Here is a 16,391-nt window from a genome sequence, read left to right as displayed (position 1 = left end):
AAAAATGATATCATCTTTCAACTTAAGAATTGCACTTAAAATTTCGGATAATATGGGAGATAAGATGAATATTATTAAAAGAAATAACGTACATGTACAAGGGGACAAAGGTCCCGTGCTCCTCTATGCACATGGTTTTGGCTGTAACCAAAAGATGTGGAATCGAATTACCCCTGCATTCAATTCTACTCACCGTCAAATCTTATTTGATTATGTTGGCAGTGGACAATCTGATATAGCTTCATTTGATAACAAACGATATTCAAGTTTACAAGGCTATGCACAGGACATTCTCGATGTCTGTGATGCGCTCGACATACAAAGCGGAGTAACCTTTGTGGGTCATTCTGTCAGTTGTAGTGCAGGATTACTTGCTTCCATCGCGCGTCCTAAACTGTTTGATCGTTTGGTTCTCATAGGTCCTTCCCCTTGCTTTTTAAATCATCCACCTGAGTATTTAGGTGGTTTTGAGAGTGAAGACTTGGAAGGACTACTATCTTTGATGGATCAAAACTATATAGGCTGGGCTAACTATTTAGCTCCAGTGGTATCGGGTGAAGGAGGAGGAGAAGCAGTATCTCGAGAACTGTCAGAGAGTTTTTGCTCCACTGATCCACAAGTAGCACGAGTTTTTGCCAAAACCACTTTTTTTTCCGATAGTCGTGCCGACTTACCATTGGTTATTTGTCCTTCTTTGATTGTTCAACACAGTAGAGACACCTTGGCACCACTTGAAGTTGGTGATTATTTGCATAAAGAATTGAAAAACAGTACGATTAAGGTACTGGATGTGGCTGGTCATTGTGGACATATGAGTCATCCAGAGTTAGTTATAGAAGCTATGCAGGAATATTTCAATACTTCTTGTTTAAGCTAAGAGGGTATTTCAATTTCATGGATACTTTGATTAATCAGATACCTTGTCCCATATTGCTTACAGATGCTACAGGTCACATACTCATGACCAATACAAATTTGTTACAATTAGTGGGAGGAACTGCTGAACAATGGAAAAACAAGCCCCTAGAAGATTTACTCCCCCCTCCAAGCCGTATTTTTCTACAGACACATCTTTGGCCCATCTTGTATCATGAAGCCCTAGTCAAAGAAATTCACATGCAACTGTACGACAGCCAGAAACAACGTGTTCCTGTGCTAGTTAACTGCCAAAGAATTTTTCGGAATGGCCAAGAAAGCTACTATTGGGTATTTTTTGTAGCATATGAGCGCAGTCAATTCGAGGCAGAGTTGCTAAAGGCTCGTAGCGAAGCACAACAGATGTCTGAAAACCTGGCTCAGGCCAACACACAGCTCAACATCTTACATAAACAGCTTTCTTTGTATACAGAAGGTATTGAGGTTGAAAACCGTGAACTCTCAGAAATTAGTCAAACTGATCCATTGACAGGTTTAGCTAACAGACGTGCTCTGGAGAAGACTGTTACAAATTGGCAGTTGCAGTCAAACGTTGGGATATGTGCGTCCGTTTTGCTTATCGATGCAGACCATTTTAAGAGGGTCAATGATGAATATGGACACGATGAAGGAGACCGTGTGCTTGTTGAATTGGCACGCCAATTTCAAGAGAGCATACGTTTGAGCGACCTTGTTGTGCGCTATGGAGGAGAAGAATTTATCATTTGGTTACCCTCAGTAGATAAAACAGGAGCCGAATTCACCGCACAAAGAGTGCATAAACATATACGTCAAGTACAAGTAGCTGGTAAGCCGATCACTGTTAGTATAGGAGTAGCTACTTCAGTGAATACTCTCGATCCCGAATTATTACAGGAGTTGATAACACACGCAGACAAGGCAGTTTACCAAGCTAAGGGCGAAGGACGTAATCGTACCATACACTTTGAATAGGAACAAGGGTGATGCTAGTGCTATTCTCTATTCTTTCGAATATTTCTTTATCATGTAGGAAAATTGATAATGACAATTAACTTACTACTCCTAATCACATCATTCACAGAAGGCTGTGATATATCCAATACTTTAAAGCAGGTTTTTAGAAAGTATATTCACTGTTGTTTGGCTTTCGGAACAAAATAATTATATCATTTTGACGGCTATTTTACGGTACTATTTACACAAATAAGCATCTGAGTGTGCTACTTTACACAGTAGATTAATGTAAGAAAATTCAATAGTTGATGATTAGCTTTTCAGAGTATTAAACGGTTCCAAAAAAGGTCACTAAAGTTCGCTTAATTTCCGGAAGTTCTAGGAAAAGATGGGTAATCATAATAAACTCATATTTCCACATTTTGCTCTTCTTGTATCTGGTTTATATCAAACCTTTTATGACATAACAAATTAGTAATTCTATTATATATATTAATTTTAAAATAAATAATTTATTCTAAATAGTACTCTTTCAAAGGAGTTTCCATTGTATGATGAGTCAAAATGTGCGTAAATTCCTTCGACATTAATTTTTTTTGAATCCTTATAAGTTAGTATAATATCTTTTTCTTTTATCTTTTCATTATTCGTGTATAACTCTCCATAAACGAGTTCTATCATATATCCTTTAAGTTGATTAACTCCTGTCTTTTTCAGGTTATACCCCGTTCCAATTCTAAAAGCCTCAACATCTTTGCCAACAGAAGCTTCGGAAATTATAGATATACTAGCTTCATCTAATGATGTATAATAAGGTCCACCACCAAAACCATCTGTGATGTATTTTCCATCATCAACAAAAGCTTTATTGTAAGACGCTCCCAAGAATAAACCTCTATAATGTAATATACCCATTCCACCAATAATGTCACCTGAAACACCAGAGTTATTCAACTCCTTAATATTACTGGCTTGAATACCATAATCTATATGAAAACTTTTCCCATCTATAAAGTAGATTCCTATTATTTCTGCATATGCTATTTCGCTCATCTTATCTATATAACTATACCAAAAAGATATTTCACTTTTTTCGCTATATTCATAGGTAAGTGATCCAATAGCCATTCCAAATGCATCATCAGAAACTAAACTTTTAAACTCATCTTGCGATTTTTTCTAGTATTGCATCTTGTGAATCATAGCCTGCCCATTTGTTTAGTAGCATCACTTGAGTTGTTAAAGATGATGTGTAATTAACATTCGTCCATACTCCTTCAAATGTGTTTGCAGCCATACGGATATCATCACTATCTGCATAAGGTGTTTCTACTTTTATACGACCTATTTTTGCTTGAAGTAAATCACTTCTGTAATCAATACTTGCTTCTGCAACATACGCAAATGAATTCTTATCCACATTTACAAAATCATTGTTTAAATTCTCTTTACTTGGATTTAAAAAATGAACACTCTGTGAAACATAAGCCGATATATGAAACCCAAAATCATAATATGTTGCTGTGTTAATTCCAAATTCACCACCTATTGCACTAGCACTTTTTTCTATTTTTGTGGGAGATGGGCTAATTTTAGCAACATTATCAATATATGCAAATCGTATCTGTCCAAATGCATCTGCATAATTAAAAATATTTTCTATACTGTCTGCTTTTTTAGGGAGTTCCTTGAGTATCTCAAATTTACCAGAAACTTTAGAGTGTATAACACCCCTCTGATTTATCTCATTTTTTTTCTCTTTGACAATGATTGGAGAATCTGGTTCTACTTGTGGTAAAAAAGCATCTATCATTAATGCTCTCCTTTAACTTTTTAAATAATATTTTAATAATACATTGCGATAATCGCGAACGCCAAAAAGAACATCAGATGTGACATTCCTGCAAAATAATTAGTTTTTCCTTCATTTGTTGTTTTCCATGCTAGTATTATCGTGAGGATTAAAGCACCAATTTCTAGTGGATTAAAATCAAGTGTAAAACGAATGCCACTGAGATATGCTAAGCCCATCAGAATAGGTACTGTTAATAAAATAGAAACAGTAGAAGCACCCATAGCAATATTCACAACTCTTTGTATCTCATCATTTTTTGCAGCTTTAATCGCTGTTACTATTTCAGGAGATACTGCTACAATTGCGATAATAAGACCAGATATACCTGCCGATAAGCCGTATTCTTTGGCAAGTTTAATCCCATCACTAGCAAAGACTTCAGCACCAATCGCAATAATAACTATAAACACAAAGATAGAAGCAATAAGTCCAATCTTATTAAATTTCTCAAAGATATAATCATCATCTTCTTCTGAGTCTTTTTCAGGCACCTTTCTTTTTAATCTAAAAATTCTACTTTTTACAGTACTTTTAAAGAAGCGTGTATGTGTTTTTGTTTGAAATATTAAAATAATAATGTAAAACACCATTAACAGCACAGCAATCCACATTGAAGCGTCTTCAATTACCTTAACTGAATGCTTACCTAGACTTAATACACTTGGAACAAGTAAAGCCGCGGCTGTTACAAATAAAATCGTTGTATATGTACTAGAAGTCTCTTTATTATACTCTTGTTCTGTAAATCTAAGACCACCTAAAAATACTGCAAGTCCTAAAAGAACATTCATATCCACGATAACAGCTGAAATAATACCACCTTTAACCGTATCTACAACAGTTGGATCTGTAACTGCTTGAAGTAAAATGATATACAGAAGTATAATCTCAACTACAACAGCACTTAAAGTTAGTACGAAACTGCCATATGGTTCTTGAAGTCTCTCAGATAGAATCTCTGCAACTTCAGAAACACTTAAAGAAAGTGAACCAATACCTATAGCTGCAAAAAGAGTGGCCATACCACCTTGTCCCATCTTATGAAAATAAAATGCAAGCATAATACTAATAATTCCTAAAAATATATCCCAATAATCTTCAATAAAATATTTTAATTTTTTATCTTTATTTTCTATAACTTTTTCCAATTAACTCTCCTTATAAAAGAATAATGCTTGCTAAGCCTAGAAAGCTAAAAAAACCTACTATATCTGTGACAGTAGTAAGCAAAACTATACTTCCTATAGCTGGATCAACTCCCGCTCTTTGAAGAAGTAATGGTATAACACTCCCAAAAAAACCAGCTCCAAGGAGGTTAATAACCATAGATAAACCTATAACAACACCTAGCATCGGCAGATTAAACCAAAAGTAAGCGATAATACCAATTACAATGGCAAAAATAGTTCCATTGACTAAAGAAATCACAACTTCTTTATAAATTGTTTTTTTTGCATTTTCACCTTCAATGTCACCTAACGCCATTTGACGTACCGTTACGGTAAGTGTTTGTGTTCCCGCATTTCCACCCATAGAAGCAACTATTGGCATTAAAATAGCCAGTGCCACTAAAGATTGGATTGTCGCATCAAACATACCAATAACCAAAGATGCAGCAATAGCCGTTAAAAGGTTAAGTCCAAGCCACATAGCTCTTGTTTTACCAATTTCAAACATATCTTCATCTTGCTCAGCTTCCTCATTAACACCAGCAAGGTTAAAGATTTGCTCTGTAGCAGTATCTTCAATAATGTCATAAATATCATCAGAAGTAATTCTACCAATAAGTCTGTTTTTATCATCAAGAACGGCAATAGCATTAAGGTTGTAGTTAGTTACCATTTCTACAACATTTTTGATATTCTCTTTATGATTTACAGAGTAGTTTTTATGCTTATCGTAAGGGATATCTTCAAAGTTTAGAGAATGATCAAAGATAATCAAATCTTCAAGACTTACTGAACCTAAATATTTATCTCTTTCATTTACAAGATGAACATGCCAGATGTTATCGACTTCTCCACTTGTTTTTAATATTTTAAGTCTCTCTAATGCTGCACCAATGCTCTCATCGATTTTTGCACTAAAGAGTTCAGTTTGCATATATGAACCAGCTTCATCCCATTCGTAAGATATAAGCTGCTCCATAAGTTCTTTGTCTTCATCTTCAAAATGTCCTAGAATATTTTGAGAAATTTCCTCATGCTCTTCACTAATATTTTGAATAAGGGTAGCCGCGTCATCTGTATCCATAAGAGAAGCGATGTTAGCAAGCTTCTTAACACTAAAAATGTTAGCTGTCTCTTCTTGGACATAGTCTGGAAGCTCAGATAAAACCTCCGCAAAGAGTCCATGAGGCATCTTTTTGATAATTTTTTCATACTCTTGGCTGCTAAACTCTCTAAGTTTAAGTAATTGTTCTGCTATATCGTAAGGGTGCACACTTGTGTCACTCTCTTTATACTGATTTATTTCAGCTTCTAAGATATTAAGTATAAATGTTAGTTCGTCTTGGTTTATTTCCAAATGCGACTCCTTTTATCTTTTATTTACTACTCTTTTTACAAATATATAGATATTAAAACCATATATCATAACATCAAAATATATAACTTTACATAGTATGTAAAATATTTTAGATTTATAACATTTAAATCATATAAAACAGATACAAAATGAGTTAATTTTTCAAATTGGTATATCTAGAATTATTATAGTAAAATACAATTATGATAAATGAAGTTGCTATAAATTATATTTTACTGTTTGTTTTGCTTGAATTTTATGAGATAAGTTGGCAAAAAGCACCTAGCATAATGGGAATGCTTATTCGTATGCATAAATACTACGCCAAGAGTATAATTCTTTTTTTAATCATGCAACCCACATTTTATTTTGCTATCGGTTTTGCTATATTAACTGACTACAATATCAGTGCGATGATTCTACTGTTCATAAAAACTGCCGACATAGCTACTAAGATTTTACTTATAGAGCAGGTATTTAAAAAAAGAGAACTCACTCAAGAGTTGAGTCTTATACTACTTGCACCTATAAACGGTTTTTTACCATATATGGGTTTAGTTCTTTATCCGGCATTAATAACACTAAGTATAAACTAATTTAAGTCTGTATAACCCTTTTGAAGTTGTGCTTTTTTAGCTAAAATCTGAACACTTTTAGTAATATCTTCAGATGCTATATGGTAGTGCTGATGTAACTTTTCTAAAGAGTCATCAATTCGTTTTGTAAGTATTACAATAAGAGCTTCCATCTGCTCTTTCATAACATCTATTTCATCCTCTTTTTTTGAGTTTAGTTCACTAGAGATGCTACTAAGTTGTGATTGTGCTTTTACATAATCTGCTTTAATAATTTCTATCTCACCAACTAAACTTTTTATAGTTGAGTAAATGTCATGCAATCCACTGTTTTGAGATTCTAGTTCATTCATCTTTTTAGAAGAAAGAAGCATTTGCTTCATTATCATCTCACTCTGCTCTCGTATTGCATTAAGTCTATTCTCACTCTCATACAGGGATGTACTTATACCCTCTGTATGAGATTTCAAAGATACTATCTGGTTTTCAAAAGTTTTTGTTACACCTGAAAGCTGCTCAAGCGTATGTCTTGTAATAGCTTTTGCTATATCATCAGAAATAGCTCTCATGCTACTTAAATTATCTTTTAAGTCATCTAGGTCTTCTGAGATATCAAACCTACTCTCAACAGCTTTATCAAGAGTAGTCTTTATCTGGTTGTAATGATCTTGTTCGGCAACTCTAAGTATATCTATATGCTTGTGAACAACATTATCAAGTTCAGGAAGTTGCACATTTATAAAGTCTTCAAATGATTTTGAGACATCTTTATGCCATCCATCCATTCCATCAAACTTCTCTAAGAATTTACCTTGGTTTAACTCAATAGCATTAAGTGCTTTAATATCGTGCTTGAACTTTTCTCGAATCTCTTCTTGATCTTTTCTGTCATCTTGTTGAAATAGAATCATACGACCTTCTAATTCAGCCATAAACTCTTTTAACTCACTCACTTGGGTAGTAATTACTCTTGCAAACTCATCATGTGTTCTTGCATTTTGAGTCTGCTGAGTTTGATGAAGTATATTCATAACTATATAGAGTAAAAGCGCAACTAAAAGTGGTAAAAAAGACTCCCTTAAAAGTAAAATAACATCAGTTATATCTGGATGGATAATAAAGTGCACCACACTGCTTATTACACCTACTCCGATCATAAGTGGTGCGTAGTTTATCTTATTTGGTTGTTTTAGAATAGATATCTGTCGTAAAAATAGAATCGCCATAAACACAAAAGCTAGAAGTAAATCACTATCAAACACTTTTATCCCCTTAAGATAATTTTTAGTTATTCTATCATATATTTTTATAAAACAATATCTAATATCTCTTTTGGTTCAAAAATCACTATCTCATGATCTGCTTCAGGTGTAAAACCCCAAGTAGCAAACATAGAGCCTATCCCTGCATTTTGAGCACTTAACATATCTTTAGAGTTATCTCCAACCATCCAAGCTTCATCTCGTTCTTTGTCAAAGCCATAATGATTTAAAATTTCGTGCAGCATCTGTGGATCTGGCTTTGAAACTCTAACTTTGTCTGCACCTATTATGACATCAAACATCTCATCTACTTCTAGATGCTTTAGCATTCTTGATGCAAAAGGTGTTGGGGCATTGGTTGCTACAGAAATTTTCACTCCAGATGCTACAAGCTCTTGGAGTGTCTCTTTTACTCCATTGTAAAGATATGGATTCTGTGTGCACTGAAGGGCATAGTGAATTTCAAAAACATCTCTGTCTTTATCTTCATAGAGTTCAGTTCCATAAAACATTTTAGGAAGGTTTCTAACTTCCATATTTATAGCCTCAACAATAAATTCTTCACTTAATGGTGGAAGATTATAGTGAAGCTCTCTTATATAATTTATAGAAATTGTTATATCTTTTTTAGAATCTAGCAGAGTTCCATCCATATCAAATATAACTATTTTCATCTGCTCTCCCATTTAGTACATTTGTCTTTGATCGGAGTTTTTGCCAGATTTTTTTCCTTTACCGCCAGAACCCTTATGTTTTTTTCTCATTAAAGGAGTAGGTTTTTCACCATTAACATACTTATTGATTGTAACTTTATCTACATAGCTACTATCTTTGTTAGAAGCCCTTAGAGTAACAGGTCCTTTATTATATTCTTCTTCAGTGACTGTTATACTGCCTTGTAAGTCAACTTTACCAAATAAAGTCATATTTACATCAGTCGCATTTTTAGTCTTCCATTTTATCAAATAAAATTTCTCAGTATCTTTTATAACACTATCTGCATCAAACATTAGTATTGCAGGACTATTTTTTTTAGGGAGCTCTAGAGTTGGGAGCTCATAAGCATTTAGAGATAATACAAGAGTAAATAAATATAAGATTTTAATAAACATATTTTACCTATTTCATTTTTTCATAAATTTCTTCTAAAGCATCAACAAAAAGCTCACTGTCGTTTGGACATCTGCATACTCTATACTCTTTAAAGCCTAATTCTTCTGCTATCTCTCTATACTCTATTTCAAGCTCAAAATCAGTCTCAGAGTTATCTATGGTAAAAGCTAAAGGAAAGATTATCACTCCCCTATTTCTGACAGTTTTTAGCTTATCTTCCAGAGATGGTTTTAACCACTCCATAGGTCCTACTTTTGACTGATATGCTAAATGAGTTTCATGAAAGTTCATATTCTCATCTTGAAGTATTTCTTTTAAAATGTCAACATGTTTTTCTACATGACGCTGATAAACATCTCCTGCATCTACTATCTTTTGAGGAAGTCCATGAGCTGAAAAAATTATGTCAAAATCTTCATATTTAACATCTTGCATCTGCTCTTTGATTCTCTCAACTATTGCTTTATTATAAGTTTTATTTTCAAAAAAGTGTTTTATCTCAACTAAAATAGCATCTTCGCCAATATCATGGTAATGCTCTTCAAAGTCTTCGAGTGATGACTTTGTTGTAGTTGTTGAGTATTGAGGATATAGTGGAATCAGATATATTTTTTGGACTTTTTCTTTGTTTATTTTTTCTATAACTTCTGGAGCAAATGGAGGAGTATATCTCATAACAAAATCAACTAAAACATCTTCTCCAAGTCTCTTTTGAAGCTTTTGTACTAACTTCTTTGTATGTCCAACAATGGGAGACTTACCACCAAGTTGACGGTAGATATCTTGAGAACTTTCCGTACGGGTAAAAGTAATCATCCCACCGACAAACTTTCTTAAAAGATTACTTTTCATTGTTAATATATTTTTATCTGCAAACATATTTTTTAAAAACATCTCAACCTCTTCAAGGTTGTTCGGTCCACCCATGTTTAATAGTATTACTGCTTCTTTTTTCAACTCTCTTCCTCTTTTGCTCTCAAACTAATCTCATAAACCAACTGCTGTAATGGTAGCATCTCTTCATATATTTTGTATAGTGTCTCTATGAGTTTATCACCATCTTCTATGAGTTTTGGCTCTAAAACTTTATATGTAGCCATTCCCTTGTACAAACTCAGGTCTGCGTCTGACATCTGGGCACTGAAACCTCTTGGATATCTTTTATAGCCTTTTTCAATTGTTTTATACCCTTTGGCATTCAAACTCTCCAATACAGATGCAAGATTGGCTCTTCTGTTATCATCTAATATGTACTCACGAAATGCATCCAGCATAGGTTTTTCAAACCATCTAACACCGACAGCTACAAAGAGTTCATCGGGAGAGAAATGCAGGTAAAAAGATGAAGTTTGCATCCTGCTTCCGCTACCTTGCCAAAATATAACCCCGATGCGGTGTTTTAGAGGTACTTTAATGGCGCCCATTCTGCGAGTATCACGGTAGATGCGAAAGAGAGATTTGTTTATTTTAGGAGAGAAGTTTATTGTTGGTTCAAGAGCCATAAGATGCTCACCAAACTCCTCCACAAAGGCGCGGGAAGGCTCAAGTATATACTCTTCGTACTCAGACCTGTGAGCCTCAAACCACTCTTTGTCGTTGTTTTTACGAATGGACTCTAGAAAAGGAAGTGTTTTTTTACTAAAGCCCTTAAACTCCATGTTCTTAAACCTTAGCTAACTTTCTATTTCTAAAGGCTAAAGCTATTATGATAAAAATAACCGCGTAAGTAACAGGAACAAAATCAGGAATAGGAACAGGGTCTCCTTTTGCATATGAGTGTAGTCCTGCAAGGTAGTAGTTCACTCCAAAATAAGTCATAATTACAGAGCTGTAAGCTATTAATGAAATAACTGCAAAGTTAAATTCACTATAAATAGACTTAATAAATCTAAGGTGTACAATAACTGCATAAACCAAGATAGTTACAAGTGCCCAAGTCTCTTTTGGATCCCAGCCCCAGTATCTACCCCAAGATTCGTTTGCCCAAACACCGCCTAAAAAATTTCCTACAGTAAGCAGAACAAGACCTGCCATCAAAGCCATCTCGTTAATAGCATTTAACTCTTTTATAGACAGAGTTATATGCTTCTCATTTTTCTTACTTTTAATGATAAATAGCACTATAACTATAGCACCAAGAAGCGCACCAAGTCCAAGGAAACCATAACTAGCAGTGATTACTGCAACATGTATACTTAACCAGTATGAGTTAAGAACAGGTACTAAGTTTGTTACTTGTGGATCCATCCAGTTCAGATGTGCAACAAAAAGAATTAGACCTGCTAAAATAGCTGTTGATGCCATAGTCATTGATGAGCGTTTTGAGAAAATAAAACCTGCTAAGACTGTTGCCCAACCAATGTAAATCATAGACTCATAGCCGTTAGACCAAGGTGCGTGACCAGAGATATACCATCTTAATCCAAGACCAAAAGTATGTGCTATAAAGAAAAGTACCAGAAGTCCAAGTGTAATTTTTGAAAACATATCTATTTTAAATTTTGGTTTTATGATTTTTACAAAACTAAGAACTAAAAGTATAAAACCTAGTAAAAGATAAAATGGATAAAGAGTCTCAAAGATATATGCTTTATTGTAAAACATTTCTGCTTTTATTCTATTTTCAGATGGGTAGACTTCAGAACCATAAAATTTCTGATACTCTGCAAGTTTTGCAATTGCCGCATTGGCCTTTGTCCAGTCCCCACTGTTTAGTGCTGAATCTATAGATGTAAAGTACTCAACTGCCACAGTTCTGAGTCTTTTACCATCTTCAGGTATAAAAGTTTGAAGTGCTTCAATAGTCGGATACCATTTATTATTTATATCATTTGGCTTAGGCCACATTTTCATCAATGCACCGGTGTAAACAGAGTAAGCAATATTCACTCTCTCATCAACTTTTAGAATCGCCTTATCAAGCATATCTCTATGTTTTGGTTCTTTTCTAACTGCATTATTTACAAGTTCTGCAAGTTTATATCCACTCATATTTGCAGGATTACTAAAAAACTGTGAAAAAGATGCATACTTAGCATTTTCGGCAGTACCGATAAGTTTATTAACTTCAGGATTTTTTGTGTATATAATTTTAATGTCACGGTATGCTTCAGGTTTAACCATCATTCCTAGAATAACCTGATTTGAGTCTAGCTTATACTTCCCAACATTGATGTGGGAACCTCTATGAACCTTAGCTAATATCTCCGTCGAGAGAGTATCCATCGGTTTCATTCTACCGCCACTATCTTGAATGACTAACTGACCAAACTTTGTTGCATGCTCTTTATCAAAAGAGATAATGGTTTTAATAGTCGGATTTAAATTTTGGGCATACGAAGGTGTTAAACTAAAAACAAGACCAAGGGCGATGATAGCTCCAACAGCTTTTTCATCAGCAGCTTTTTTTGCTCTTTTTGCTAACTGTGCAAATCTATTTGATTTTGAAAAAAGAGACCAAAACATTCCTATAGTTAAAAGAATATAACCTATATATGTTGGCAGAGTACCGGGATCATTATTTACTGAAAGGATTGTTCCTTTTTCATCTTGATCATAAGATGATTGAAAAAATCTATATCCGCGATGCTCTAGAATATTATTCATAAAGATTCTATAAGGAATTTCTATATTTTGTTCCTTGTCTACTAAGATAACTTCACTGGCATAAGAAGCAGGACTCATTGACCCAGGATATCTATCTAACTCAAACTTTTCTAATTTAATTTCAAAAGGAAGTTGAAGTTTTTTTGAACCATAAGAGAGATGAACATCAACGCCATTGATATCATTATGATACTCTTTTGCCATTCTTCCGGCTTGTCCAAATATCAGAACTTCTTTTGAGATGTCATCAACTGTTATCTTAAATCTAAGTCCATCAGTACCAGGTCTTTGAGCAGAAGCATTTGGGTTTGATACTATCTTTTTAGCTGCATGAGGGTAGAAAGTTCTAAGAACAAAACCACCTCCAGCTGTACTAAAAAGAGTTCTTGTTGCAAAAGGCTCTTTAGTATTTGCTTTGAGTGTACCTTTTGACTGATCATCCATTTTTAAATATGATAGAGCCATAGCATGGTTCATAAAAAACTTACCATCTTCAACAAAAAGAGAGATAACCATTTTATCAAATGATTTACCGGAGTTAAAATCTAAAACAAAGTTCTCACTCTCATAAAATGAACCCTCACTTAGAGTTACAGGCTCGCCTTTGCCTGTTCCAGTAACCATCATAGAAGCCATTGCTTTGCCAATCTCAGAAGGAACTGTTGTCTCCACCGCGTCTGGAATATACTCTATCATTTCTACACTAACTTTTTTACCTTCAATCTCTAAAGATGAAGAGAGAGAGTTTGTACTTTTTTTAGAAAGGTAAAGAGATTGTGATGATACAACATGCTTGTCACCTACTTTTGCATCAACTTTAAAGTAAGTATCTGAACTTGTCATTGTAGATGAGCTTGAGCCCTCACGAATGTGCATAGTTCCTTCATATCCAATATAACGAGTTACTGCGGCACCGATGATTATAATAATAAATGCAACGTGAAAAATAAAGATAGGAGCTTTTTTAAGTGTATACATTTTATATTTATGTATGTTTAAAAGAAGATTTATAGTTAAAACTCCCATTAGAACTTCAAACCATCTTGCATTATATATATCAGCTTTAGCTGTTATAGTTCCATAATCATTTTCTACAAATGTAGCATAGCCTATTGCAAATGCAAAAATAGACATCAAAACTGCCATGGATTTCATGGAGCTCAGTAGAGATAAAACTTGTTTCATAATTAGCCTTTAATTAAAAAGGATATTCTATTCAAAATAAGCTAATAGAGGCTTAATCTATTTCAAAAAAACTTTATGATAGTAACGATTCAGGTCAAATAATCCTGCCTCATGAGGATTATCTTTATAAAATCTTTCTTGAAACCAGTCATAAGTATCCCAAAAATCATCATCACCACGATTTACACCATACTTCAAAAACTTATCTATATACTTTTGACTTCCATCATAACTATGTAACATATCAAAAAAATCAGGTAGATCTTTATAGTCTACTACTAAAAATAGGTTTGGATATGAACCGATAAATCCATCAATAAAGTCAAACTCATCTTTATTGGTGTCTAAACTATCTTTTTCACTAAACATAAAAGAGACGTTATCATGCCATCTGTTTACAACCGCAGAAACTACTTTATCTTGTGAGTTTGGTAAGTTTTTAATCCTTATATATGCTAAATTTGACTGTTGACCGTTAACTACCTTAAGAAATGGCAGCCCTTTTTTTACCAATGATTTAAATGCCTTATCATAATCACTACTAGCTAAGTAGTGTTCTGGAAGATTAGGTACTCTCTCGTTTGCATACATATAATTTAACCCATCAAACTTTATGTTACAAGATTTTAAAAGATGAGTATTGACTACTTTTTCTATTAACTCGCGTTTTGAATCAACCTTTTCATACTTAATAGCTGTCTCATTATTTGACAAAAAGTGCTCCTCCTGATTTTCAGCATTCAGATACCATGAAGTAAATAACTTTTCTCTATCTTCTTTGGGAAGAAGGTTTATAAAATTAACTTCTCCTTCCACTCTTAGTCTACTCATATAACGACGTATTGAGATTTGATGTCCTACATTTCCATAAACATCAAAACCAGCAACAAGCGCGTAATAGATTCTCTCAAAAAGAGGATAATCAATGACCCAAGCAGTTTTTGGAAGTCCCCCTAAAGCACCTTTATGTAAAGAAGCACTATCAAAGTGTCTGTATACAGTTAAAAAGGGTGAGCTTTTAGCATTGTCACCCTTCCAGATGCTGTCTATATTAAGTCCATCTTTATAAACACTGTCATATAATTTTTGCCTATTTTTATTGTATTTAATAGCGGCATCTATATATTTATCACTAAAAGTATCTAGTACAACTACATCGCTTCCATCTTTTATGGGCATTTTTAGATTTTCATACTCTTGTTTTAAAAATCCATCTTTTACTATGGAGAGATCATAATCAGGATTCATAAACATAACCCAGAAATTATCTCGTATTACATTTAGTGCTATTTGACCTTTACACACAGGTCCCCTAATGAAAGTTCTTATTACATACTCAGAATTATCAAGTAAAAACTTATATCTGGATACTTCAGGAATCTGAGCAAAAACCTTAAATGGCTCTGCATTATAGTCTATTTTATAACCTACAATATGAGGTTTTTCCTTCCATTTTGATTCTATAAAAAGTTCTTTGTATCGCATAAGTTTTTCAGCACTTAAATCATAGACCATATGAGTTTTATATACTATAGTCGAGTGTATCTTTTTAAAACGATAGTAAAACTTCTCTACTTTTGGATTATCATATGGACGTATAGTAGCAATTATATTAATGAGCTCAGGAGCAGGCGTACTTGAGCGAACTAACTCAAAAAATTCACCAGGTGCATTTTCAAAAGCTATATGCGACAAGAAAAGATGCTCATAAATATACCTCGCACTCATGACATGTTTAGCATCTTGGTTGTTTAAAAACTTTTCAAACTCTACTATAAGTTTTTGTGCATTTGGTGAAGGAGTTTTTGAAGATGCTATCTCAGCAGAAGTTTGAGCTGGTGCACCCTGCCCCAACCATTTTTTTATAACTTTATACTCTTCTCTACTAAGTGGTGGAAATCCAAATGGCATACCACTATGTGGATTTTCATCTAAAAACTCTGCAAGCTCATCCCTATCTTTAGAACAAGTTAAATCATTACTCTCACTAAAATATTCACCCTTACTTTGAGGGTTTTTCATCTTATGATCTAGTAAAAGAAGCATCATTGAGTTATTTGAACCCATCGCGGAGTCACTCTCTAAAACACTGCTAAAACCTTTTTCTCTCCACTCTTTAGTATCTTTAGCATCTATAAAAAGTCTAGAGGGGTCTTGTGCCATAAGTCTTTCTCCAAGGTATACCTTCTCTTTTGAAGCACCTCTGTCTATTCCTTCAAAAGAGCTAAGTTTTAGCTGGCATGGAGAGTTGTAACAAGAGTGGCATACTACACAGCGTTTGTCTAGTATGGGTTTCACCTCTTTTAAGTAGTCTATCCTTGCTTGAGGAACATCTACCTTTACAGGCTTTAAGGGTTCAACACTACATCCACTAAAGGCTATGATTATTAAGGATATAAAAAGTAAGTATTTATTCAT

14 protein-coding genes are annotated in these 16,391 nt (G+C 33.9%); 3 read left to right on the top strand and 11 right to left on the bottom strand.

The window, feature by feature from the left end:
• The first annotated feature begins 64 nt into the window (after positions 1–64).
• Both ACLHDE_RS06660 and ACLHDE_RS06655 read left to right on the top strand, forming a co-directional pair.
• Positions 65–877 carry an alpha/beta fold hydrolase gene (locus tag ACLHDE_RS06660; RefSeq protein WP_415398421.1) on the top strand — a complete coding sequence of 271 codons (813 nt, stop codon included), beginning with the start codon at positions 65–67 and terminating at the stop codon, positions 875–877.
• 17 nt (positions 878–894) lie between these two features.
• A complete protein-coding gene (locus tag ACLHDE_RS06655) occupies positions 895–1,869 on the top strand; it encodes a diguanylate cyclase (protein WP_415398420.1) in 975 nt (324 codons plus the stop codon).
• 480 nt (positions 1,870–2,349) lie between these two features.
• Here ACLHDE_RS06655 and ACLHDE_RS06650 read toward each other — a convergent pair whose 3' ends face one another.
• From ACLHDE_RS06650 to mgtE, 4 genes are read right to left on the bottom strand one after another with little or no spacing between them, the layout of a single operon-like run.
• Positions 2,350–2,979, bottom strand: a complete 630-nt coding sequence (locus tag ACLHDE_RS06650; protein WP_415398419.1) for a hypothetical protein — start codon at positions 2,977–2,979, stop codon at positions 2,350–2,352.
• Between the two features lie 34 nt (positions 2,980–3,013).
• A complete protein-coding gene (locus tag ACLHDE_RS06645) occupies positions 3,014–3,664 on the bottom strand; it encodes a hypothetical protein (protein ID WP_415398418.1) in 651 nt (216 codons plus the stop codon).
• A 32-nt stretch (positions 3,665–3,696) separates the two neighbouring features.
• Entirely contained in the window at positions 3,697–4,854 is a 1,158-nt protein-coding gene (locus tag ACLHDE_RS06640) for a calcium:proton antiporter (RefSeq protein WP_415398417.1), read from the bottom strand.
• Between the two features lie 10 nt (positions 4,855–4,864).
• The gene (gene mgtE, locus ACLHDE_RS06635; protein ID WP_415398416.1) at positions 4,865–6,232 is read right to left on the bottom strand and encodes a magnesium transporter; all 1,368 of its coding nucleotides are present in this window, start codon (positions 6,230–6,232) and stop codon (positions 4,865–4,867) included.
• 203 nt (positions 6,233–6,435) lie between these two features.
• Here mgtE and ACLHDE_RS06630 point away from each other — a divergent pair, with 203 nt between their 5' ends.
• Positions 6,436–6,828 carry a hypothetical protein gene (locus ACLHDE_RS06630; protein WP_415398415.1) on the top strand — a complete coding sequence of 131 codons (393 nt, stop codon included), beginning with the start codon at positions 6,436–6,438 and terminating at the stop codon, positions 6,826–6,828.
• On the opposite strand, the gene ACLHDE_RS06625 is transcribed toward ACLHDE_RS06630, so the two are convergent.
• Genes ACLHDE_RS06625 through ACLHDE_RS06595 form a run of 7 tightly spaced genes read right to left on the bottom strand, consistent with a single transcriptional unit; the run spans position 6,825 to position 16,391 of the window.
• Positions 6,825–8,069 carry a hypothetical protein gene (locus tag ACLHDE_RS06625; RefSeq protein WP_415398414.1) on the bottom strand — a complete coding sequence of 415 codons (1,245 nt, stop codon included), beginning with the start codon at positions 8,067–8,069 and terminating at the stop codon, positions 6,825–6,827. The genes ACLHDE_RS06630 and ACLHDE_RS06625 overlap by 4 nt on opposite strands.
• A gap of 44 nt (positions 8,070–8,113) precedes the next feature.
• On the bottom strand, positions 8,114–8,743 hold the full coding sequence (locus ACLHDE_RS06620) for an HAD family hydrolase (RefSeq protein ID WP_415398413.1): 630 nt from the start codon (positions 8,741–8,743) through the stop codon (positions 8,114–8,116).
• 12 nt (positions 8,744–8,755) lie between these two features.
• Positions 8,756–9,181 carry a hypothetical protein gene (locus tag ACLHDE_RS06615; RefSeq protein ID WP_415398412.1) on the bottom strand — a complete coding sequence of 142 codons (426 nt, stop codon included), beginning with the start codon at positions 9,179–9,181 and terminating at the stop codon, positions 8,756–8,758.
• A gap of 7 nt (positions 9,182–9,188) precedes the next feature.
• A complete protein-coding gene (gene hemH / locus ACLHDE_RS06610; RefSeq protein ID WP_415398411.1) occupies positions 9,189–10,139 on the bottom strand; it encodes a ferrochelatase in 951 nt (316 codons plus the stop codon).
• The gene (locus ACLHDE_RS06605) at positions 10,136–10,840 is read right to left on the bottom strand and encodes a DUF2461 domain-containing protein (protein ID WP_415398410.1); all 705 of its coding nucleotides are present in this window, start codon (positions 10,838–10,840) and stop codon (positions 10,136–10,138) included. Before ACLHDE_RS06605 ends, hemH begins: the two co-directional genes overlap by 4 nt.
• A gap of 4 nt (positions 10,841–10,844) precedes the next feature.
• Positions 10,845–13,973 carry a cytochrome c biogenesis protein CcsA gene (ccsA, locus tag ACLHDE_RS06600; RefSeq protein WP_415398409.1) on the bottom strand — a complete coding sequence of 1,043 codons (3,129 nt, stop codon included), beginning with the start codon at positions 13,971–13,973 and terminating at the stop codon, positions 10,845–10,847.
• 57 nt (positions 13,974–14,030) lie between these two features.
• On the bottom strand, positions 14,031–16,391 hold the full coding sequence (locus ACLHDE_RS06595) for a fatty acid cis/trans isomerase (protein WP_415398408.1): 2,361 nt from the start codon (positions 16,389–16,391) through the stop codon (positions 14,031–14,033).

The sequence above is a fragment of the Sulfurimonas iocasae genome (assembly GCF_047716755.1).
Taxonomy (GTDB): Bacteria; Campylobacterota; Campylobacteria; order Campylobacterales; family Sulfurimonadaceae; genus Sulfurimonas.
The sequence above is the reverse complement of the archived record's forward strand: the minus strand, read 5'-3'. Positions and strand labels throughout refer to the sequence as shown.